The following is a 20,881-nucleotide window of genomic DNA, read 5'->3' as shown; positions in this document are numbered from 1 at the left end:
GCTAAAGTATGGGGCTTGATTTTTCCGCATTGAGACTATTTCCATGTCAAATAACAGTACCATGTCAGACAACAGCCTAAAAAAAGTCATCGTCGGTATGTCCGGTGGTGTTGACTCCTCTGTATCCGCCTATTTGCTGCAACAGCAAGGGTATCAGGTTGAAGGGTTGTTTATGAAGAACTGGGAAGAAGATGACGACACGGAATATTGTTCTGCCGCAGCCGACCTCGCCGATGCCCAAGCCGTTTGTGACAAATTAGGCATTGAATTACATACCATCAATTTTGCAGCAGAATATTGGGATAACGTATTCGAACATTTTTTGACTGAATATAAAGCTGGTCGTACACCAAACCCAGATATCTTATGTAATAAAGAAATCAAATTTAAAGCATTTCTAGAATTTGCCGCTGAAGATTTAGGGGCAGATTACATCGCTACGGGCCATTATGTCCGTCGTCGTGATATTGCAGGCAAAAGCCAGTTATTACGTGGTTTAGATGGCAATAAAGACCAAAGTTATTTTTTATATACCTTAAGTCACCAACAAGTTGCTAAAAGCTTGTTCCCAGTAGGTGAACTTGAAAAGCCTGAAGTACGTCGCATCGCAGAGGAAATTGGTTTAATTACTGCAAAGAAAAAAGACTCCACAGGGATCTGCTTTATTGGTGAACGCAAATTCCGTGATTTCCTAGGCCGCTACCTGCCCGCACAGCCTGGCCCTATCGTTACAGTAGATGGTGAAACCATAGGTCAGCATGAAGGCTTGATGTATCATACATTAGGGCAACGTAAAGGCTTAGGCATTGGTGGGACTAAAGAAGGTTCTGAAGAACCTTGGTATGTCGTCGATAAAGACGTTCAAAATAATGTCCTTATCGTTGCACAAGGGCATGAACACCCTCGTCTAATGTCCGTCGGGTTAATCGCCCAACAATTGCATTGGGTTGACAGAGAAACATTAACCCAGCCTTTACGCTGTGTAGTAAAAACCCGTTATCGCCAAGCGGATATCCCTTGTACTATTACACCATTAAGCGAAGACCGCATAGAGGTTATATTTGAAGCCCCTGTAGCAGCCGTTACGCCAGGGCAATCTGCTGTCTTTTACCTAAATGAAGTTTGTCTCGGCGGCGGCATCATTGAAGCCCGTATTCAGGAGTAAATGTGGCTAAAAACTACTATGATATCACGCTTGCGTTAGCGGGTATCTGCCAAGCAAGCGCAATGGTTCAGAAGCTTGCTCACGAAGGCATTAGTCAAGACCAAGACACCGAAACCATGGTCAATTGCCTCACCAATATGAATCCAAAATCAACATTGGATGTATTTGGTAATGATGAAGCAAACTTAAAAACTGGTCTAAATGCTATGTTGGGCATGTTAACGGGTGGAAATAGTGGTTTATCTGCTGAAATGACCCGCTATATGTTGAGCATTATGGTGCTTGAACGCCGTCTCAATAAAAACCAGGAAGCGATGAATCAACTGGGTCAACGTATTGAGCAATTTGAACGGCAAGCTAGCTATTTTGAGCCTCTATCAGAAGGTGTATTTAATGCGCTTGCTGGTATTTATGTCGATGTTGTCAGCCCTGCTGGCCCACGAATTCAAGTTACAGGCTCCCCTGACATCCTGAAAAATACCTTAGTACAGGCTAAAGTTAGAGCCACTTTACTCGCGGGTATTCGTTGCGCAGTACTTTGGCAGCAAGTAGGTGGAAGCCGTATCCAACTAATGTTCTCTCGCAATCGTCTGGCTAATCAGGCGAAAGATATTTTGTCTCACCTTTAAATCTGGAGTTGCTACCAATGGAATTATCCTCACTGACCGCTGTATCCCCGATTGACGGCCGTTACGGTGATAAAGTCAGCGCTTTACGCACTATATTTAGTGAGTTTGGCTTACTGAAATTTCGTGTGCAAGTTGAAGTTCGTTGGCTACAAAAACTGGCTGCAACCGCTGAAATCAAAGAAGTTCCTTCATTTGATAATGACGCAATCGCTTACTTAGATGAAATTGTCGCGAACTTCTGTGAAAAAGACGCAATGCGCATTAAAGAGATTGAGCGTACAACTAACCATGACGTTAAAGCAGTAGAATATTTCCTAAAAGAAAAAGTGGCAAATATCCCTGCACTACACGCCGTCTCTGAATTTATTCACTTTGCTTGTACATCAGAAGATATCAATAACCTTTCTCATGCTTTAATGTTAAAAACAGCGCGTGAAGAAGTCTTATTACCACAATGGCGCCAAATAATTGATAAAGTTAAAGCGATGGCACATGAGTACCGCAACTTGCCGTTGCTATCTCGCACCCATGGCCAGCCAGCAACACCATCGACTATTGGTAAAGAATTCGCCAACGTCGCCTATCGTTTAGAGCGCCAATATCGTCAGTTACAACAGGTTGAGATTTTAGGTAAAATTAACGGTGCTGTCGGTAACTATAATGCCCATATGGTCGCTTACCCTGAAGTTAACTGGCACGAGTTTAGTGAAACCTTCGTAACCTCTTTAGGTATCCAGTGGAACCCATTCACCACACAAATCGAACCTCATGACTATATTGCGGAACTATTTGATTGTGTCGCACGTTTTAACACGATTGTGTTAGATTTCGACCGTGACATTTGGGGTTACATCGCATTAAACCATTTCAAACAAAAAACAGTAGCTGGTGAAATCGGTTCTTCTACAATGCCACATAAAGTCAACCCTATCGATTTCGAAAATTCTGAAGGTAACTTAGGTTTAGCTAATGCTGTATTAGGTCACCTAGCCAGTAAACTGCCAGTTTCTCGTTGGCAACGTGACTTAACAGACTCCACAGTATTACGTAACTTAGGTGTAGGTTTAGGCTATGCTTTAATAGCCTATCAATCGACCATGAAAGGTTTAAACAAACTGGAAGTGAACGAACAGCACCTGTTGGATGAATTAAACCAAAATTGGGAAGTCTTAGCCGAGCCAATTCAAACCGTTATGCGCCGCTATGGCATTGAAAAACCTTATGAAAAACTGAAAGAACTTACCCGAGGTAAGCGTGTTACCGCTGAGGGGATGAAACAGTTTATTGATGGTTTAGAACTGCCAGAGCATGAAAAAGCGCGCCTCAAAGAAATGACACCTGCTAACTATATTGGTTACGCTGTCACTTTTATTGATGAGCTTAAATAAAACTGATTTAGACTATTTCGGCGGCCTCTGTGCCGCCTTTTTTTACTGATTTGTCTTACCTCTTAATTCCAAAAGCCAACTTCGTCGATAACCTACGTCAAAAACGCGCTGACTTACTAAGAATACGCTATTTTTAGGGTTTGTTTGACTTATATTTACTTAAACGCTTGTTGTTATTCAGAACTCTTTTTACCATAGTGCTACTATTATCATTAATAGCAACTATCATTTCCTTACTGTGAGGGTTTCAGATGCGTATTTTAATCGTCGAAGACAATGCATTACTTCGCCACCATCTAACGGTTCAGCTGAAAGAGCTTGGTCATCAAGTTGATTCCGCTGAAGACGCAAAAGAAGCGGATTACTTTTTGCATGAAAGTTGCCCTGATATTGCAGTTGTCGACTTAGGTTTACCTGAAGAAGACGGCCTTTCAATGATCAAACGCTGGCGCGGTGCGCATGTAAATATCCCAATTTTAGTTCTCACTGCACGTGAAAGCTGGCAAGAAAAAGTTCAAGCTTTAAACAGCGGCGCTGATGATTACGTCACTAAACCTTTCCAACTAGAAGAACTCGTCGCAAGAATGCAGGCACTGATGCGAAGAAATAGCGGCCTAGCCTCACAGGTATTAGAACTAGGTAATTTTGTTATTGATTTATCACGCAAAGAATTCACCGTTAACGGTGAAGCCGTCAAATTAACCGCATTTGAATATACCATCATTGAAACCTTACTACGCAACAATGGCAAAGTCGTCAGCAAAGATTCATTAATGCGCCAACTTTACCCCGATGCTGAACTAAGAGAAAGCCATACAATCGATGTGTTAATGGGGCGATTAAGAAAAAAAATACAGCAATTTCATAGTGATGATGTAATTGTCACCGTTCGTGGTCAAGGCTATCGTTTTGATGTGAATGGCTAATATGCAGTTAGGTAAATTTAAATTTAAGCCCCTTTCGCTTCGAGCACGTTTTTTATGTGCAACCTCTGCGGTCATTTTGGCACTCACTTTGTCTTACGGTATCGTTGCCATATTGGGCTATTTAATTAGCTTTGATAAAACAACTTACACCCTTTTGCGTAGTCAAAGTAACTTAATTTATAGCTTGGCACAGTGGCAAAATAATAAAATTGATATCCGTGTTCCCCCTAACTTCACGTTAAATAACCCCACATTAGTGATTATTTATGATGATCAAGGGCAAGTATTATGGCGTCAACGCGATGTGCCTAGCGTTGAAAGGCTGATCCGAAATGATTGGCTAAAAAAGGAAGGGTTATATGAGATTGATACTGACATCCGTGAAACCCGTCAACTGCTTAATGATAACCCTGAGCTAAATAATAAACTGGATGATATGGACAATGATGATGAGCCACTCACCCATTCTGTATCAGTCAGCCAATATGCCGCCAGCGAAAACCTACCAAACCTAACCATTGTCGTGGTGGATACACTTCCACAAGACTTGCAAAATACAGGTCTAGTCTGGGAATGGTTTGGCTATGTGTTACTTGCTAATTTAATTTTAGTTATCCCATTATTATGGCTAGCGGCTTATTGGAGCTTACGCCCAATTAAATCATTAGTTTCACAGCTTGGTAGCTTAGAAAAGGGGGAACGAGATACACTCGATGAAAACCCGCCTTCAGAACTTCGAGGGTTAGTCCGTAACCTCAATATTTTATTAACTAACGAGCGGAAACGTTATAGTAAATACCGAACCACGCTTTCTGACCTGACCCATAGCCTTAAAACCCCATTGGCAGTATTACAATCGACCCTACGCTTGTTACGTTCGGGTAAACAGATGAATATTGACCAAGCAGAACCTATTATGCTTGAACAAATTGGCAGGATCTCACAACAGGTCGGCTACTATTTGCACCGCGCTTCCACACAAGGTGATGAAAACATGATGTTGCGTGAAATTTCATCTGTTCCATCAATATTAGATAGCTTAGCGAGCGCCTTGCATAAAGTTTACCAGCACAAAGGAGTTGCTATCACAGTAGAAGTTTCTCCAGAAATCACTTGGCTCGGTCAGCCTAATGACTTTATGGAAGTCATGGGTAATATTATGGAAAATGCATGCAAATATTGCCTAGAATTTGTCGAAGTCACTGCGGTGACTGGGCCTGATAGCCTAACGTTAATTGTTGATGATGACGGCCCTGGCGTCCCGGAAAGCAAACGCAGTTTAATTTTCGTTCGAGGCCAACGTGCCGATACCCTTCGTCCAGGCCAAGGTCTCGGCTTATCCATCGCAGTCGACATTATTGACCAATATGATGGGGAGATCACAATTAGTGATAGCCCGCTCGGTGGTGCTCGCTTAGCCGTCACATTTAGGCAGCAATCTATGATCGAAGATAGTTAATCTGTGATATTAACCCACTTATTCCCTATTTTATGATACGTTTCCGGTATACTATTTAGGGAGTCTTATTACTAGGGGCTGCTCCAATACTGCTATCTATATTCATATAAATAGCAGCCCTCAATAATTATGGCTAACCTAATTTATTTAAAAGAAGTACTAAGTGACTTACTTCATATATAAAGGTCATTTCGTACCATTATGGCCTGTGGTATTGCCGTAACACCATCAGCAATATTCAACAGCTCCAAGGGACAATAAGATGGATTACAAACTAAATCTAGACTGGCAAAGTTTTCTGGATAGCCACTGGCAGAAGCGCCCACTGCTTATCAAAAAAGGGTTTGCAAATTTTATTGATCCTATCTCACCTGATGAACTTGCAGGTTTGGCGATGGAAGATGAGGTTGATAGCCGTTTAGTCAGCCATAAAGAAGGAATTTGGCAAGTAAGCCATGGCCCATTTGAGAGTTATGATCATCTCGGTGAGAAAAATTGGTCTATTTTAGTCCAAGCCGTTGACCATTGGCACTATCCAAGTTCCGCTCTAATGAAGCCATTTCGTGTTCTCTCTGATTGGCGAATGGATGACTTAATGATCTCCTATTCGGTTCCTGGTGGTGGAGTAGGCCCTCATCTTGACCAATACGATGTATTTATTATTCAAGGTGAAGGTCGTCGTCGTTGGCGTGTTGGGGAAAAAATCCCGATGAAACAACATTGCCCTCACCCTGACTTACTACAAGTTCAACCTTTTGATGCCATCATTGATGAAGAAATGGAGCCCGGTGATATTTTGTATATCCCACCAGGGTTCCCGCATGAAGGCTATGCAATTGAGCCATCATTAAACTATTCAGTAGGCTTTCGAGCCCCTAATACGCGTGAGTTAATCAGTAGTTTTGCCGACCATTTAATTTCGAATGATTTAGGCAGCTACCGTTACAGCGACCCTGATTTATCATTCCGTGATAACCCTGCGGAAATTTTACAAGGGGAACAAATTAAATTACGCGAAATGATGGAGTCTCTGATTAATGACCCTGACCTGTTCCGTAAATGGCTTGGTGAATTCATTTCACAATCTCGCCATGAACTAGACATTGCACCACCAGAACCGCCTTATGAGCATGACGAAATCTATGACTTGCTAAAAACACAACAGGAAACCCTATACAAACTAAACGGGCTCCGAGCATTGCGTGTTGGTGACCAATTTTTTGTTAATGGTGAATGTTTAGAGACCCAGTGCTATGAAGCTGCTGATAGCCTATGTCGTTATGATGCGGTAAACAGCAAAATTTTAGCTGATGCTATCGATGACGTTAACTTTATCGCGCTCATTACCGCATTAGTGAATAATGGTTATTGGTATTTTGATGATTAGTCCATTTTATAAACATTAAATTTACCGAAAACACCCCCAATATTGGTAAAACAATTATTGGGGGTTAAATTTTATTCATTACATTCTAGTTAGCATATAACTTTTATTATCATTCCCAGTTAAACCGAAGCCACCCCTTTCCCTTTAGATATCTTTATAAATATCTATAAAGTTTGCTTTCCTGTTTATTTTACTTCCGTATCAATAACATTGATAAAAAATTAAGCCTCACAAATAGGCACTCAAAGATAAAGTGTTTTTAAAATTTAATTCTAGAATATTTTTGCTTAGACCGATTAAGCTTGGGCGAATAATTAATAACCTTTCAATGATTATAACTTTATGAATATAGAAACTTTTTTAGCTTTATCCCTGTTTTCATTTGTAACATCCATTACCCCAGGCCCTAATAATATTATGTTACTTGCTTCAGGGGTCAACTTTGGTTTTCAAAAAACGTTACCACATTCGCTTGGTGTTTCAATTGGCTTTTTCATCATGCTTATTGCTGTTGGCTTAGGTGTTGGTGCACTCATTCAATCATTACCACTTGTTTATTCAACATTAAAATACATTGGTATTATTTATTTATTTTGGCTCGCATGGAAAACAACCATCAGCCATTCTATTGCTCAAGTAAATCAGCAAGACATAAAGCCATTAACATTACTTGAGGCTTCATTATTTCAATGGATTAACCCTAAAGCATGGATGATGGCGATATCAGGGATGGCAATGTATACCAATACGATAGAACCTTATATCTCAATATTATTAGTTGCCATCATATTTGCTTTGATAAACTGGCCATGTGTGGCTATTTGGGCAATGTTTGGTAGTAAATTAAGAGAAAAACTGAAGCAACCTAGTACATTAAAACGTTTTAACTTAGTGATGGGTATTTTACTCGCACTAAGTGGTATATCCGTGCTATTGCAATGAAATACCCATAACATAAAACGGAAATTATCCCGCTTGCTCAATAACCTCAGCTCAGTACTTATTGTACTGAGCTTAACAGGTTCATTAAGCCCCTCATGACTGGCGGGCGTGTATTGCGGTAAGTTCAGCAATACGCATAATGACACTAACGGCCTGCTCCATCCCTTCTTGGGTGATAAACTCATGTTTACTATGAAAATTATACCCCCCAGTAAAAATATTTGGGCACGGCAAGCCACGATGTGAAAGCTGAGCACCATCAGTTCCACCGCGGATAGGTTGAATAATAGGGTTAATATCACAATCAATCATGGCCTGTTTTGCTAATTCAACCACATGTGGGTATTTCATTACTTCTTTGTGCATATTGTAGTAGGTATCGTCCAATGTCAGCTCGATATAACAGCTCGGGTGTAAGCCTTCCCCTACTTTTTCAGCAATTCGAATAATATTTTTCTTTCTTGCTTCGAAGCTTACCAAGTCAAAGTCACGAATAATATAGTTCAGTTCTGCTTTTTCTACCGTTCCCTTCATCGATGTTAAATGATAGAAACCTTCATATCCATCCGTCTTTTCGGGAGTTTCATCTGCGGGTAACATCGAATGAATACGGTTAGCTAGCCCTAAAGCATTTACCATCACCCCTTTAGCATTTCCAGGGTGTGTATTGTTCCCGACTATTTTGATTGATACATTCGCCGCATTGAAGTTTTCATATTCTAATTCACCAACACCACCGCCATCGACAGTATAAGCCCACAATGCATCAAATTGCTTGAAATCAATATGGCGAGCGCCACGCCCAATTTCTTCATCTGGGGTAAATGCTAAACAAATTTTACCATGTGGAATATTGTTACCTTTTAGGCGCACTAATGCTGTAATAATCTCCGCAATACCCGCCTTATCATCAGCACCAAGTAGCGTCTTACCATCAGTCATAATTAATGTTTTCCCAATCATTTCATGTAAAACTGGGAACATGACAGGGGATAACACTTCATCACCAATCCCAAGGGCAATATCACCACCTCGGTAATTTTCGAGTACTTGTGGGCAAACATTTTTCCCCGAAAAATCAGGTGCCGTATCTAAGTGTGAAATAAAACCAATAGTTGGAACATCCCAATCAACGTTTGACGGCAAATAGGCCATCAAGCAACCTTGATCACTGAGTGTTACCTTTTCGAAACCTAAGTCAATCAGTTCTTTCATTAATGCGCGTGCAAACTTTAGCTGACCGGCACTACTAGGCACTGTTTTAGCATTCAATTTTGATTGCGTATCAAAAGCCGTATATTCAAAAAACCGCTCCAAGAGTTTGTCCATACCCTTCCCCCTCAAATATCAATGTCTGTATTATGGGAAAGATCACAGATTCAATTATTGTCTCAAATCAGCTTTGCTGTTAATGCTTGCAGGTTTTCGCAATAAATCTTTAATGAAATTTATTTTTTACACACTATTTTGATTTTCTCTTACAACTAACCATTTTTAATACCTAAGACTAGTTAGGGGAATAATTAAATTGTATTATTTTATTACCCCCCTATATTTGTTAGTTAAAACAGTGAATTAAGTTAAATATCATTTATCAATTGCACTAATTACCTATTATTATTTATTAATACTGTGCTATATCTGACGCATTATTATTTCGTTTATTATTTTTTATAATAATTAATGTAATTTTTATTCAAGTTATCGGGGCGTTTATGTCAAAAACATATTTGATTTATGGTGTGAGTAAAGGATTGGGCAAAGCACTTGTTGAAGGTATTCCCACAAATGAAGAGCTGGTTTACGGTGTCTCTCGTTCCAAACCCCCGTTTGAGCAAAGTAATTTTACTTGGCTCCCCGCTGACCTAAATGATAGCCAGTCTGCTAATATCATTAAAGATAAGGTTAAAGAACAACCGATTAACACCTTAATTTACAATGTAGGAATTTGGGAAAACTTGGCTTTTAGTGACGATTACCAGTTTGAAACAACTGATGACCTTGAATTACTCAATATTATCCAGACGAATATCAGCGCCTGTTTATTAAATTTAAAAATGCTATTACCTAATTTACGCTCAGCTGAAAACAGTAAAATAATTTTAATTGGCTCTACATGGGGGCTAGATAATCATAATGGTAAAGAAGTTGCATTTTCCGCCACAAAATATGCCTTAAGGGGAATAGTGCAATCGCTAAGGGAAACATTACGTGAAGATAAAATTGGCATTTCTATCATAAACTTAGGTTATCTTGCTACAGAATACCCATTGTCTGTCCCTGTGGCTGAGGTTATTGAGAAGAGTCACGGGCAATTGATCCCATTACATGATGTTGTCAATGCAGTACGTTTTATCCTAAGCACCAGTAATGCTACCTGTGTTAAGGAAATCACAATGCCGGCGATGATGGATTTAAATGTATAAAGAGGAATAGCTAAGGGAAATGACCGTTTCCCTTAGCCTGAAGTTGACTTATTTCGTTGTGCTTTTTACCTGTAATTCTGTAATAAGCTTATTAATATATTCCACTACAATTTTACTGGCTAAGCCGTAGTGCTTTTCATCAAACTCACTTTCTACCTGACTCGGTTCTAAATTTAATTCAACTGTATGTGCACCATGTAACTTCGCTTCATGAACAAAGCCCGCTGCCGGATACACATGGCCTGATGTACCAATTGAAATAAAAATAGTCGCTGATTCAATAGATTGATAAATATAATCCATGCCAATAGGCATTTCACCAAACCAAACAATATGTGGACGTAATGGCTGTGGAAACTGACAGCAGTGGCAACGGTCTTCCACTGATAAATCCCCTTTCCACTCGACAACCTGATTTGACCAGTTACAACGTACCTTTAATAATTCACCATGCATATGGATGATACGCTGACTCCCGGCTCTTTCATGTAAATTATCAATATTTTGAGTGATCAATAAAAAGCGATCGCCAAGTAACTCTTCAAGCTGAGCTAAAGCATAATGCGCCGCATTAGGCTTGATATTTTCTTGCTGTAATTGCCGACGACGCTCATTATAAAAACGTTGAACCAGTTTAGGGTTACGTTCGAAACCTTCCGGCGTTGCAACGTCTTCAACGCGGTGCTCTTCCCATAAACCATCCGCAGAACGAAATGTTTGGATCCCTGACTCAGCTGAAATCCCCGCACCAGTCAATACGACAATATTCACATTTTTCATATTATTTAATCTGTTATCTATATAAAAAGACCGGTTGCGAAGTCGCTGACGACGTACACATTTATTTTTACGAGCTTTTTTTAATCTATAACGAAATCGCAACATCAAAAACTTCCTTTCATCCATGTAACTGATAAACTTGACATCTAGACGAGGCCGAGTACTTGTTTAACGCTGTATTTAGCGGCTCTACTCTCTGATTTATCATTAGTGTACAAATAAATATGCTTCTATATATTTTTATTAGTATATCTCACATTTACATATTCAACTTTGCACTATCTTAATGTTAACACACTAGAACTCATCACAATGACGAATGCAAATAAAAATATCGAGGGCATCGAACTTGTCACTTTTTCTTCATAAAACTGACATCTTTCTTTCATATTAATCCCCAATATCCCTAGAACTGTAAAACAATAAAAAAAACCTTCTTGATATGACTACCTACGGTTAATATACCGCTCGTCGATTTTGCTGTAATGATTATTCACCATTAAAAGGGATTGCATGGAAAAGTTTTTCGAAAAAACAATGTATGCTTCACGCTGGATTTTAGCGCCAATTTATTTCGGGCTTTCACTGACACTGTTGGCATTAACTATTAAGTTCTTTCAAGAACTGTTCCATATTTTGCCGAATATTTTAGCAATACCAGAGGCAGATCTCATCCTCACATTGCTCTCATTAATTGATATGGCATTAGTCGGTGGGTTATTAGTGATGGTGATGTTTTCAGGATATGAAAACTTTGTCTCCCAAATGGATATCCCAGAAGAAAGTGAAAAGTTAGGTTGGCTAGGTAAAATGGATGCCTCGTCACTGAAGAATAAAGTGGCTGCATCTATTGTCGCAATTTCATCAATTCACTTATTGAAAATTTTTATGGACTTAAAAAGCGTTTCGAACGATAAACTAATGTGGTATGTGATCATTCATTTAACCTTTGTTTTATCTGCTTTTGTCATGGGCTATTTAGATAAAATGACTAAAAAATAGCAACATGACCGCCTATAGCTACAGCTCTGATTAAAACTAATTTAATAGCCTATTTTATCAATAATAGGCTATTAAACGCCCCCTCTAACGCATCTTTAACACACTGAATACTCGCCATTTATGCTATCCTAACCACCTACTTGCCTATTGATTATAAGGAATATTTTAATGAGCGAGCACTTTGTCGGTAAATATGAAGCTGAAATTAAATTTCGGTTACCAAACCCTGAGAGTTTTCTACAAAAAATAAAAACCGACCAAGCTGAGCCATTTACTGAAAATAATTCAGAAACTGATTATTTCTATGACAGTGAAAATTCGCCACTTGCAGCGAATAATATTAGCATGTGTGTTCGTGAGATGGTTCCGTCAGGGATTAAGTTATGGATAGTCAAGGGCCCAGGTTCTTCCGAATGTAAAGCAATTAATATTGATGACTGCCAACATGTGCAAAATATGTTAGTAACACTAGGTTATCACTGTAGTTTGGTGACAACAAAAGTTCGTAGTATTTACTTCCTGAATGATGTTCATATCACCATAGACCATCTTGCTGGCATCGGTTGGTTTGCCGAATTCGCTATCATGACGGACGATAGTCGTTTACTCAAACACTTATATAACAAATTATTAAGTGTTGCGATGACATATGGTTTCACGGAAGCGATGATTGAAAAGCGTAGCTATAAACAAATGTTCTTAGAAACACAAACCCAATAAAGAAGCCAATCACCTTAAAGCCTATTGCTAAGGTGATTGGCTGAGTGTGCACTGATTATTGACCACTAAGGATGCGAGCTGGGTCTAATTTGCTTGCTCGGCGAGCTGGGTACCAACTTGCCACCAAACTTAAAATAATCGTTGTGATTAAAACATAGACCACATCCATCATATGCAATTCAGAAGGCAGAAAATCGATAAAGTAAACATCTCCAGATAGAATTGGGTGACCGACTACTTTTTCTATCCCTTTGATTATAGTTGTTAAATTTAAGGATATCGTTATACCTAATACAACACCAATCAAAGAGCCAACTAAGCCACCTAATAACCCATACCATAAGAAAATAGCACGGATTTGCCCATCCTTAGCCCCTAGCGTCCGTAGTACAGCAATATCACTGCTTTTATCTTTAACTGCCATCACAAGAGTCGATACAATATTAAAGCATGCAACGCCAATCACTAGGATCATAGCTAAGTACATAATACTTCTAACCATTTGAATATCATTGTACATATAGCCGTAATCACCAATCCAGCTTTTAACGATGACATGATGCATTGTCTTTAACCCAGCATCATAAACCACCTTATCGGCGATAAAAGGATCTGTTGCTTTAATTTCGAAACCTGTCACGCCATCACCGTAATCAAGGTATTCTTGAGCATCCGCAAGCGGCACTAAAGCAAGTTGGTGATCCAATAAACCACTAAGCTTAAACACCCCCGTTACCTGAACACGAATACGTTTAGGCTGTTGGATTTTCAAACTTTCATCCGTATTGGGGATCATGATTGTAACCCAGTCCCCTTCCTTAACATTCAATGCATTAGCAACGCCTTGCCCCAAAATAATGGATTGTTTCCCTGCTTCAAAATGCTCCCATGCATCGTTAAGGATAAACTGTGGCAATGCACTAACTTGCGATTGCGTTTCGCGAGAAACTCCCATCACTTGGATTGCTTTTAAATTCGCCCCCCGCTCAAGCAACCCTGTAAAATTGATGTATGGGCTCACGGCTTCCACACCTGGGGTTTTGCGAATGACTTGTTCGGCAAAATCTAAATCTTTATAAGGGGGCTTTACTGCATATATCTGACCATGTGGGACCACAGATAGCACGCGGTTATTTAATTCGCGCTCAAAACCATTCATGGCACTCAAGCCGATGACTAAAACAGCAACGCCAAGCACAATACCCAATGTCGACACTATCGACACCAAAGAAACCAACCCCGTCCGACGGCGACCACGACTAAAGCGTAACGCTGTTAATAATGTAAGAGGCATTTTAAACATTACCGAGCCCCCAAGGTAACTTCCTGTTGTAAGTGCCCGTCACGCATTTCCAATTGGCGGGATAAACGGCGCGCCAATGTCATATCATGAGTGACAACTAAAAAAGCAGTACGTTGTGTACGATTTAGCTCCCCCAATAACTCAAAAATGGCATCTGCGTTACGTAAATCAAGATTCCCCGTTGGTTCATCAGCTAATACTAAAGCGGGCTCATTAACCAACGCTCTGGCGATTGCCACCCGTTGACGCTCCCCCCCTGATAACTCAGAAGGCCTATGCCCTGCACGATGTGCCAAACCTACCGCTTCTAACATTTCTGTCGCTTTAGTCAATGCCAATTCTTTTGCAGCACCACCAATTAACAGTGGCATAGCCACATTTTCAAGAGCCGTAAAGTCAGGTAGTAGGTGGTGGAACTGATAAATAAAGCCTAAATCCTTATTTCGAATAGCAGCACGTTCATCAGAAGACAATTGATTAATATGCTGCCCGCGAAAAATTACATTCCCTTCAGATGGCGTATCTAAACCACCAAGTAAATGTAATAAGGTACTTTTACCAGACCCGGAGCTCCCCACAATGGCCATCATTTCGCCAAGCCCCATAGAAAAGCTGACATTTTTTAGCACTTGCGTAGACAATGCCCCTTCTTGATAGGTTTTATTTAAATTTTCACAGACAAGAAGTGGTTGTTTATTCATAACGTAAAGCCTCAGCAGGTTGGACCGCTGCTGCACGCCAAGAAGGATAAAGCGTCGCAAGCAGTGAAATCAGCATCGCACTTAGTGCAATAATTAAAATACCTGAGTAATCAAGTACAATCGGTAGAGATACACCTTTTGGTAATAAACCAATCAGTGGCATGATAAAATTTAACTGACTAGACAATAGTGTACCAAGTACCGTCCCCACTAGTGAGCCAATCACCCCTGCGCCTGCGCCTTGGATCATAAAGATGGCTAAAATACGCCAGCGTTTTAGACCGAGGGTTTTTAATATTGCAACTTCACCTTGTTTTTCCATCACCAGAAGTGATAACGAAGTGATAATATTAAAAGCTGCCACCGCAATAATTAGGCTAAGTAGTAAACCCATCATATTTTTTTCCATGCGTACAGCTTGAAAAAACTCCCCTTTGCGTTCTCGCCAATCCGTCCATACCAACCCGCTAGGCAATGCTTGCTTACTTAGTTCATCCACTTTTAAAGGTTCATCTAAATACAAACGCCACCCAGTAATACGACCAGCTGGATAACGCAACATACGTGCTGCATCTTGCTGCGCAACAATCAATTCACTGGTATCCGCTTCGCCATTGGTTTGGAAAATACCTGCGACGTTAAACAAACGCTGACTTGGAATACGCCCCATTGGCGTTAACTGGCTCACACCCGGAATGATTAAACGGACTTCATCCCCCCGCTTAACTCCTAAATTTTCCGCCAGTTTATTCCCCAAAAACACATTGTAGCTACCTGCTTTTAGGTCCTCTCGTTGGCCACTAATCAGTTTGTCTAATAGCAAAGAAGGTTCTGTTGGTTCGATTCCCCCCATCATTCCAACACCAACATTGGTGCGGCTTTGTAGTACGACATCAGATTGTACAATGGGAGCTATGTGGTTAACCCCTTTTAAATTCTGTAAGGCCTTTATGGGGTGTTGGGCTGGGTCGATATTTCCAGATGCTGAGGTTAAAATTGCCTGCGGCATATAAGCAAGTATGCTATCTTGTAGCGATCGCTCGAAACCATTCATCACTGATGTAACCGTAATTAATGCCGTAACGCCCAGTGTGATGCCGATTGCTGACAAACTGGAAACAAAGCGCCCGAATTTATCGGCAGCGCGTCCACGTAAATAGCGTAGACCTATAAATAATGAGACAGATTGGTGCATGAAGTCTATGATGCCCCTGTTGCCAAAGCGAAGTGTTCAGCGATAATAAAGGGTACGATTGATGAATGGAACCACTCACGGGTATTTTTTCTTATTTGAGTGCCTTTTTGTCTGACTTTCAGACAAATTACGAGTTAAAACCGATTGTATTATTGTGAATTTTATTGTTTAACTATCTATTGGTTAATTTAAGTATTAATCATAAAAAAACTGGCTATCATTATATTGAATTTTGTTTAATTGCTTAACTAATCGCTGTGAGATACCAAAGATTTCTATGTCGTCAAAATTTCGTTATGAACTCCCTAGTCGTAGTGGCGATGTCCGCCATTTAGGTTGCCTTATCGGGGCGGCTGGTGCGCTTGAATGTGGAGAAATGATCCAACGTCATCAAGGGCCTGTTGTTATTGTCACTCGTGATATGCAAAATACTTTGCGCTTACGTGATGAAATTCAACAATTTACACATCACCCTATTGAAACCCTTTCTGATTGGGAAACATTGCCTTATGACAATTTCTCCCCACATCAAGAAATCATTTCTCATCGTTTATCAACACTATACCGCTTACCATCTATGCAAAAAGGCGCATTAATCCTTCCGGTTAATACGCTTATGCAGAAAGTTTGTCCCCCTGATTTTTTAACTAGCCATGCATTGGTCATGGCAAAAGGCGATAAACTTTCCCGTGATAATTTACGTGCCGAATTAGACAAAGCAGGCTATCGCCATGTTGAGCAAGTTCTAGAGCATGGCGAGTATGCAACCCGTGGGGCGTTATTAGATTTATTCCCAATGGGCAGTACATTACCATTTCGTATTGATTTCTTTGATGATGAAATTGATAGTTTGCGAACTTTTGACGTTGACTCACAACGAACACTTGAGGAAGTTAGCCATATCAATCTCCTCCCTGCTCACGAGTTTCCAACAGATAAAGACGCAATTGAACGTTTCCGTAGCCAGTGGCGGGAACGCTTTGACGTTCGCCGTGACCCAGAGCACATTTACCAGCAAGTCAGTAAAAATACGTTACCAACTGGTATCGAATATTGGCAGCCTTTATTTTTTTCACAGCCTCTGCCCTCGTTATTTGATTATTTACCGTCATCTAGTTTATTGGTTTCACAAAATCTACAAGAAGCCGCAGAACGCTTTCAACTCGATACGTTGCAACGTTATGATAGCCGTAGGGTTGACCCAATGCGGCCATTACTCCCCCCTACAGACTTATGGTTAACCGTTGAACAGCTCAACCAATCATTAAAACAATGGCCTCGTGTTCAATTATCCGCTGAATCTTTAGCTCCCAAAGCCGCTAATACGAATTTAGACTATTTACCGCTACCGGACATCAGTACTCAAGGCCAAAGCAAGACCCCTTTAGACAAACTTCGTCAATTCACGGAACAGTTTGATGGCAAGATCATCTTTTCTGTGGAAAGTGAAGGTCGCCGTGAAACAGTCACGGAACTGTTAGCTCGCTTGAAAATTCGCCCTGAAATTATTGAGCATTACGCAAGTCACATTGATAGCCGTTTTGCTATTACTATCGGCGCAGCTGAGCATGGTTTTATTCAAGTCGATGCCCATAAAGCGTTGATATGCGAAAGCGACCTGTTAGGTGAACGCGTTGTTCGTCGTCGTACTGATAACCGCCGAACAATTAATACCGATACACTGATCCGTAACTTAGCTGAATTACGTCCGGGGCAACCCGTCGTCCATATTGAACACGGCGTTGGTCGCTATCAAGGGTTAATCACCCTAGAAGCCGGTGGCATTAAAGCAGAATACTTAATCTTAACTTATGCAGGTGAAGATAAACTCTATGTTCCGGTCTCGTCACTGCATTTAATTAGCCGCTATGCGGGTGGTGCGGATGAAAATGCGCCATTACATAAGCTAGGCAGTGATAGCTGGGGACGTGCCCGCCAAAAAGCGGCTGAAAAAGTACGTGATGTTGCAGCAGAGCTGCTGGATATTTACGCACAGCGTGCAGCCAAAGCGGGCTTTGCTTTCAAACATGATAAAGAACAGTACCAAGAGTTTTGCCAAGGTTTTCCTTTCGAAACAACCCCTGACCAAGAGATGGCAATTAATGCTGTACTCAGTGATATGTGCCAACCATTAGCTATGGATAGGTTGGTATGCGGTGATGTTGGGTTCGGTAAAACCGAGGTGGCTATGCGTGCAGCATTCCTAGCTATCAACAATGATAAGCAGGTGGCTGTTTTAGTTCCAACCACCTTACTTGCACAACAGCATTATGATAATTTCAAAGACCGATTCGCCAATTGGCCTGTGCGTATAGAAATGTTGTCTCGCTTTAAAACGGCGAAAGAGCAGCAACAGATTATTGCTGAGACTGCAGAAGGCAAAGTTGATATTTTAATTGGCACTCATAAACTGCTACAAAGTGATTTAGTATGGAAAGATTTGGGCTTATTGGTAGTAGATGAAGAGCACCGCTTTGGCGTCCGTCATAAAGAACGAATAAAAGCTATGCGTGCAGACGTTGATATTTTAACACTTACAGCAACCCCTATTCCTCGGACACTGAATATGGCAATGAGTGGTATGCGCGATCTATCCATTATCGCCACGCCGCCAGCACGCCGTTTAGCTGTAAAAACCTTTGTTCGCCAATATGACGAGCTCGTGGTACGTGAAGCCATTTTACGTGAAACACTACGTGGGGGCCAAGTTTACTACTTATACAATGATGTTGAAAATATTGAAAAAGCCAAAGCGCGCCTTGAAGAACTAGTCCCTGAGGCTCGTTTCGTTGTTGGTCATGGCCAAATGCGGGAGCGGGAATTAGAACGGGTGATGACCGACTTCCATCATCAACGTTTTAATGTCTTGATATGTACGACTATTATCGAAACGGGTATCGATATTCCTACTGCAAATACCATTATCATTGAACGAGCTGACCATTTTGGGTTAGCACAATTGCATCAATTACGTGGTCGAGTCGGCCGGTCACACCACCAAGCTTATGCTTACTTACTCACACCGCATCCTAAAGCAATGACAACAGATGCCCACAAGCGTCTCGAAGCCATTTCTTCACTTGAAGATTTAGGGGCTGGGTTCGCACTTGCGACTCATGATTTAGAAATTCGAGGTGCAGGAGAATTACTTGGCGAAGACCAAAGCGGGCAGATGACAACTGTTGGCTTTACCTTATATATGGAACTGTTAGAAAGCGCGGTCGAGGCCCTAAAAGAAGGGCGTGAACCTTCACTGGAAGACTTAACTAGCCAACAAACTGAAGTTGAGCTACGGATGCCGGTTCTTTTGCCTGACGATTATATACACGATGTAAATATGCGACTGTCTTTTTATAAACGGATAGCCAGTGCAAAAGATAATCAAGAATTAAACGAATTACGTACCGAGTTAATTGACCGTTTTGGCACCCTCCCTGATGCAGGCAAGTTCCTTTTAACGTCTGCTGCAATTCGTTTGCAAGCTCAAGCTTTAGGTATTAAGCGCATTGAAGCCCATGAGAAAGGGGGTTTTATTGAGTTTAGTGAGAAAAATAAAGTCGAACCGGGCTTCTTGATCAGCTTGTTACAAAATCAACCACAAACTTATCGCTTAGAGGGTCCCGTCCGACTGAAGTTTTTCCATGATTTAGCGGAAAGGACAACTCGGCTTGAGTTTATAAAACAACTATTAACCAGTTTTGAAGAACACCAATTAACCTAAAAAACTCAAGGTGTAAAAATGTTACAGGCAATCAATTAAGATTGCCTGTAATAGAATATTCAAATTGGTTAAACCTATTCCATAAAACCAAAAGTATTTTGGTTTGGTTGCAATTCTAATATTGCAGACGGGTTTCCAGTAATTGGTAAATTATTTGGTTGTAAACAATAAAATGGCAATAAGCTTTTGACATCACTGCGGATTGTTTCGCATACAGAAGCTGATGATGTCAAAACCAAACGCCCCTCCTCATTTAACGGAATAAACATAGAAGGTGCATAGGAAGTTCTCACTTTCCCCACTGTTTTACCAATTTGGTAGACAACATCATAGCCAACCACAACTAATTCCATTTTTTGCGCTGATACACAGGTTGGGTCACGCTCATAAAACAAGGATGGGAACCCCTTACCTTGTAGCGCTTCTATCATAAAGACCATTTTACATTCGCTTTGCGCAGGGTGAAAACGAGAAAGTGATTGTTGGTCAAAAGTACCTAAAACCCCAGTTACCGTACAATTTTGGTACTCAACAAGCCGGTTAGATTTGATAGGCTCAACCGATAATACGGTTGCTAATTTAATTTCAGGCTCACGCGTGAAGATAACAACTAACAATACAATAAGGCATGCCACTATAGCTGCTAATAACAACTTAAATTTTAGCTTCATAGTACAATCCTTATTAAATTAATACTGACCTATTGTAACGGCTACTCAAGATAATTCGATGCATTACATGCATTAGATATATTTTTTAGATTTATCCGAAATTATAATTGTTAAATTTTACTTAATATAAGATTTAAATTAATTAAATGTGAGGTTTAATATCCATGATATGACTCAGCGATAAATAAAATAGGTTAAATTAACTATATTAATCAATATATTATAGTTTATTGATTTCTAAATTTTCTGAGTTATACCAATATATTTACAACATACATCTTTCATCAATAAAAAATGTTACCGTAACTGATTATAATATGAGCTCAATATATGGTTTTAAACTCATCTTTATTATCCGTATAAAGTAACTTGGTCATGTATTCAATCCGGTGATTAACCTGTAATATAGGGTAATTTATCGGAGAATATTCATGGCTAAAGTCGATGTAAGGTGCCCATTTTGTCA

General features: G+C 40.3%; 17 protein-coding genes. 11 read left to right on the top strand and 6 right to left on the bottom strand.

Features of this window, described 5'->3' with window-relative positions:
- Window positions 1-61: 61 nt before the first annotated feature.
- The 7 genes from mnmA (at window position 62) to ACPEH5_RS17280 (ending at window position 7,896) form a co-directional block, all read left to right on the top strand.
- On the top strand, window positions 62-1,165 hold the full coding sequence (gene mnmA, locus ACPEH5_RS17310) for a tRNA 2-thiouridine(34) synthase MnmA (protein ID WP_042844306.1): 1,104 nt from the start codon (window positions 62-64) through the stop codon (window positions 1,163-1,165).
- 2 nt (window positions 1,166-1,167) lie between these two features.
- Window positions 1,168-1,794, top strand: coding sequence for a high frequency lysogenization protein HflD (gene hflD, locus ACPEH5_RS17305; RefSeq protein WP_042843472.1), 627 nt, complete (start codon window positions 1,168-1,170; stop codon window positions 1,792-1,794).
- A 17-nt stretch (window positions 1,795-1,811) separates the two neighbouring features.
- Window positions 1,812-3,182 carry an adenylosuccinate lyase gene (purB, locus tag ACPEH5_RS17300; protein ID WP_042843471.1) on the top strand — a complete coding sequence of 457 codons (1,371 nt, stop codon included), beginning with the start codon at window positions 1,812-1,814 and terminating at the stop codon, window positions 3,180-3,182.
- A gap of 251 nt (window positions 3,183-3,433) precedes the next feature.
- Entirely contained in the window at window positions 3,434-4,108 is a 675-nt protein-coding gene (gene phoP / locus ACPEH5_RS17295; RefSeq protein ID WP_048607402.1) for a two-component system response regulator PhoP, read from the top strand.
- Window position 4,109: 1 nt separating this feature from the next.
- The gene (phoQ, locus tag ACPEH5_RS17290; protein WP_173424794.1) at window positions 4,110-5,567 is read left to right on the top strand and encodes a two-component system sensor histidine kinase PhoQ; all 1,458 of its coding nucleotides are present in this window, start codon (window positions 4,110-4,112) and stop codon (window positions 5,565-5,567) included.
- A gap of 262 nt (window positions 5,568-5,829) precedes the next feature.
- Window positions 5,830-6,954, top strand: coding sequence for a cupin domain-containing protein (locus ACPEH5_RS17285; protein ID WP_166686903.1), 1,125 nt, complete (start codon window positions 5,830-5,832; stop codon window positions 6,952-6,954).
- A gap of 342 nt (window positions 6,955-7,296) precedes the next feature.
- On the top strand, window positions 7,297-7,896 hold the full coding sequence (locus ACPEH5_RS17280; protein ID WP_042843467.1) for a LysE family translocator: 600 nt from the start codon (window positions 7,297-7,299) through the stop codon (window positions 7,894-7,896).
- Between the two features lie 93 nt (window positions 7,897-7,989).
- Here ACPEH5_RS17280 and pepT read toward each other — a convergent pair whose 3' ends face one another.
- Entirely contained in the window at window positions 7,990-9,225 is a 1,236-nt protein-coding gene (pepT, locus tag ACPEH5_RS17275) for a peptidase T (RefSeq protein WP_042843466.1), read from the bottom strand.
- Window positions 9,226-9,611: 386 nt separating this feature from the next.
- On the opposite strand from pepT, the gene ACPEH5_RS17270 reads away from it, so the two are divergent.
- On the top strand, window positions 9,612-10,322 hold the full coding sequence (locus ACPEH5_RS17270) for an SDR family oxidoreductase (RefSeq protein ID WP_281111337.1): 711 nt from the start codon (window positions 9,612-9,614) through the stop codon (window positions 10,320-10,322).
- Window positions 10,323-10,370: 48 nt separating this feature from the next.
- Here the strand turns inward: ACPEH5_RS17270 and cobB are convergent, their stop codons facing one another.
- Window positions 10,371-11,204 carry a Sir2 family NAD+-dependent deacetylase gene (gene cobB / locus ACPEH5_RS17265; protein WP_042844305.1) on the bottom strand — a complete coding sequence of 278 codons (834 nt, stop codon included), beginning with the start codon at window positions 11,202-11,204 and terminating at the stop codon, window positions 10,371-10,373.
- Between the two features lie 411 nt (window positions 11,205-11,615).
- Here cobB and ACPEH5_RS17260 point away from each other — a divergent pair, with 411 nt between their 5' ends.
- Entirely contained in the window at window positions 11,616-12,104 is a 489-nt protein-coding gene (locus ACPEH5_RS17260; RefSeq protein WP_042843464.1) for a TIGR00645 family protein, read from the top strand.
- A gap of 168 nt (window positions 12,105-12,272) precedes the next feature.
- Entirely contained in the window at window positions 12,273-12,824 is a 552-nt protein-coding gene (locus tag ACPEH5_RS17255; protein WP_281111336.1) for a class IV adenylate cyclase, read from the top strand.
- A gap of 55 nt (window positions 12,825-12,879) precedes the next feature.
- On the opposite strand, the gene lolE is transcribed toward ACPEH5_RS17255, so the two are convergent.
- The 3 genes from lolE to lolC are packed head-to-tail and all read right to left on the bottom strand — an operon-like array spanning window position 12,880 to window position 16,023.
- Window positions 12,880-14,127 carry a lipoprotein-releasing ABC transporter permease subunit LolE gene (gene lolE, locus ACPEH5_RS17250; protein WP_042843462.1) on the bottom strand — a complete coding sequence of 416 codons (1,248 nt, stop codon included), beginning with the start codon at window positions 14,125-14,127 and terminating at the stop codon, window positions 12,880-12,882.
- A complete protein-coding gene (gene lolD, locus ACPEH5_RS17245; protein WP_042843461.1) occupies window positions 14,127-14,828 on the bottom strand; it encodes a lipoprotein-releasing ABC transporter ATP-binding protein LolD in 702 nt (233 codons plus the stop codon). The genes lolE and lolD overlap by 1 nt, the downstream gene beginning before the upstream one ends.
- Window positions 14,821-16,023, bottom strand: coding sequence for a lipoprotein-releasing ABC transporter permease subunit LolC (gene lolC / locus ACPEH5_RS17240; protein ID WP_071548157.1), 1,203 nt, complete (start codon window positions 16,021-16,023; stop codon window positions 14,821-14,823). The genes lolD and lolC overlap by 8 nt, the downstream gene beginning before the upstream one ends.
- Window positions 16,024-16,300: 277 nt before the next feature.
- Between lolC and mfd the strand changes: the two genes are divergently transcribed.
- Window positions 16,301-19,744, top strand: coding sequence for a transcription-repair coupling factor (gene mfd, locus ACPEH5_RS17235; protein ID WP_048607409.1), 3,444 nt, complete (start codon window positions 16,301-16,303; stop codon window positions 19,742-19,744).
- Window positions 19,745-19,818: 74 nt separating this feature from the next.
- Here mfd and umoD read toward each other — a convergent pair whose 3' ends face one another.
- Window positions 19,819-20,415 (bottom strand): UmoD family flagellar biogenesis regulator, encoded by a 597-nt coding sequence (umoD, locus tag ACPEH5_RS17230; protein WP_042843457.1) that lies wholly within the window; start codon window positions 20,413-20,415, stop codon window positions 19,819-19,821.
- Window positions 20,416-20,881 lie beyond the last annotated feature (466 nt).

The sequence above is a fragment of the Providencia sp. NPDC089933 genome (assembly GCF_049545585.1).
Taxonomy (GTDB): domain Bacteria; phylum Pseudomonadota; class Gammaproteobacteria; order Enterobacterales; family Enterobacteriaceae; genus Providencia; species Providencia huashanensis.
The sequence above is the reverse complement of the archived record's forward strand: the minus strand, read 5'-3'. Positions and strand labels throughout refer to the sequence as shown.

What these genes read in the sequence shown, in the direction of transcription:
- mnmA (WP_042844306.1), top strand. Translation starts at nt 62, where the DNA reads ATGTCAGACAACAGCCTAAAAAAAGTCATCGTCGGTATGTCCGGTGGT.
- purB (WP_042843471.1), top strand. Translation starts at nt 1,812, where the DNA reads ATGGAATTATCCTCACTGACCGCTGTATCCCCGATTGACGGCCGTTAC.
- phoP (WP_048607402.1), top strand. Translation starts at nt 3,434, where the DNA reads ATGCGTATTTTAATCGTCGAAGACAATGCATTACTTCGCCACCATCTA.
- phoQ (WP_173424794.1), top strand. Translation starts at nt 4,110, where the DNA reads ATGCAGTTAGGTAAATTTAAATTTAAGCCCCTTTCGCTTCGAGCACGT.
- ACPEH5_RS17285 (WP_166686903.1), top strand. Translation starts at nt 5,830, where the DNA reads ATGGATTACAAACTAAATCTAGACTGGCAAAGTTTTCTGGATAGCCAC.
- ACPEH5_RS17280 (WP_042843467.1), top strand. Translation starts at nt 7,297, where the DNA reads ATGAATATAGAAACTTTTTTAGCTTTATCCCTGTTTTCATTTGTAACA.
- pepT (WP_042843466.1), bottom strand. Translation starts at nt 9,225, where the DNA reads ATGGACAAACTCTTGGAGCGGTTTTTTGAATATACGGCTTTTGATACG.
- ACPEH5_RS17270 (WP_281111337.1), top strand. Translation starts at nt 9,612, where the DNA reads ATGTCAAAAACATATTTGATTTATGGTGTGAGTAAAGGATTGGGCAAA.
- ACPEH5_RS17260 (WP_042843464.1), top strand. Translation starts at nt 11,616, where the DNA reads ATGGAAAAGTTTTTCGAAAAAACAATGTATGCTTCACGCTGGATTTTA.
- ACPEH5_RS17255 (WP_281111336.1), top strand. Translation starts at nt 12,273, where the DNA reads ATGAGCGAGCACTTTGTCGGTAAATATGAAGCTGAAATTAAATTTCGG.
- lolE (WP_042843462.1), bottom strand. Translation starts at nt 14,127, where the DNA reads ATGTTTAAAATGCCTCTTACATTATTAACAGCGTTACGCTTTAGTCGT.
- lolD (WP_042843461.1), bottom strand. Translation starts at nt 14,828, where the DNA reads ATGAATAAACAACCACTTCTTGTCTGTGAAAATTTAAATAAAACCTAT.
- lolC (WP_071548157.1), bottom strand. Translation starts at nt 16,023, where the DNA reads ATGCACCAATCTGTCTCATTATTTATAGGTCTACGCTATTTACGTGGA.
- mfd (WP_048607409.1), top strand. Translation starts at nt 16,301, where the DNA reads ATGTCGTCAAAATTTCGTTATGAACTCCCTAGTCGTAGTGGCGATGTC.
- umoD (WP_042843457.1), bottom strand. Translation starts at nt 20,415, where the DNA reads ATGAAGCTAAAATTTAAGTTGTTATTAGCAGCTATAGTGGCATGCCTT.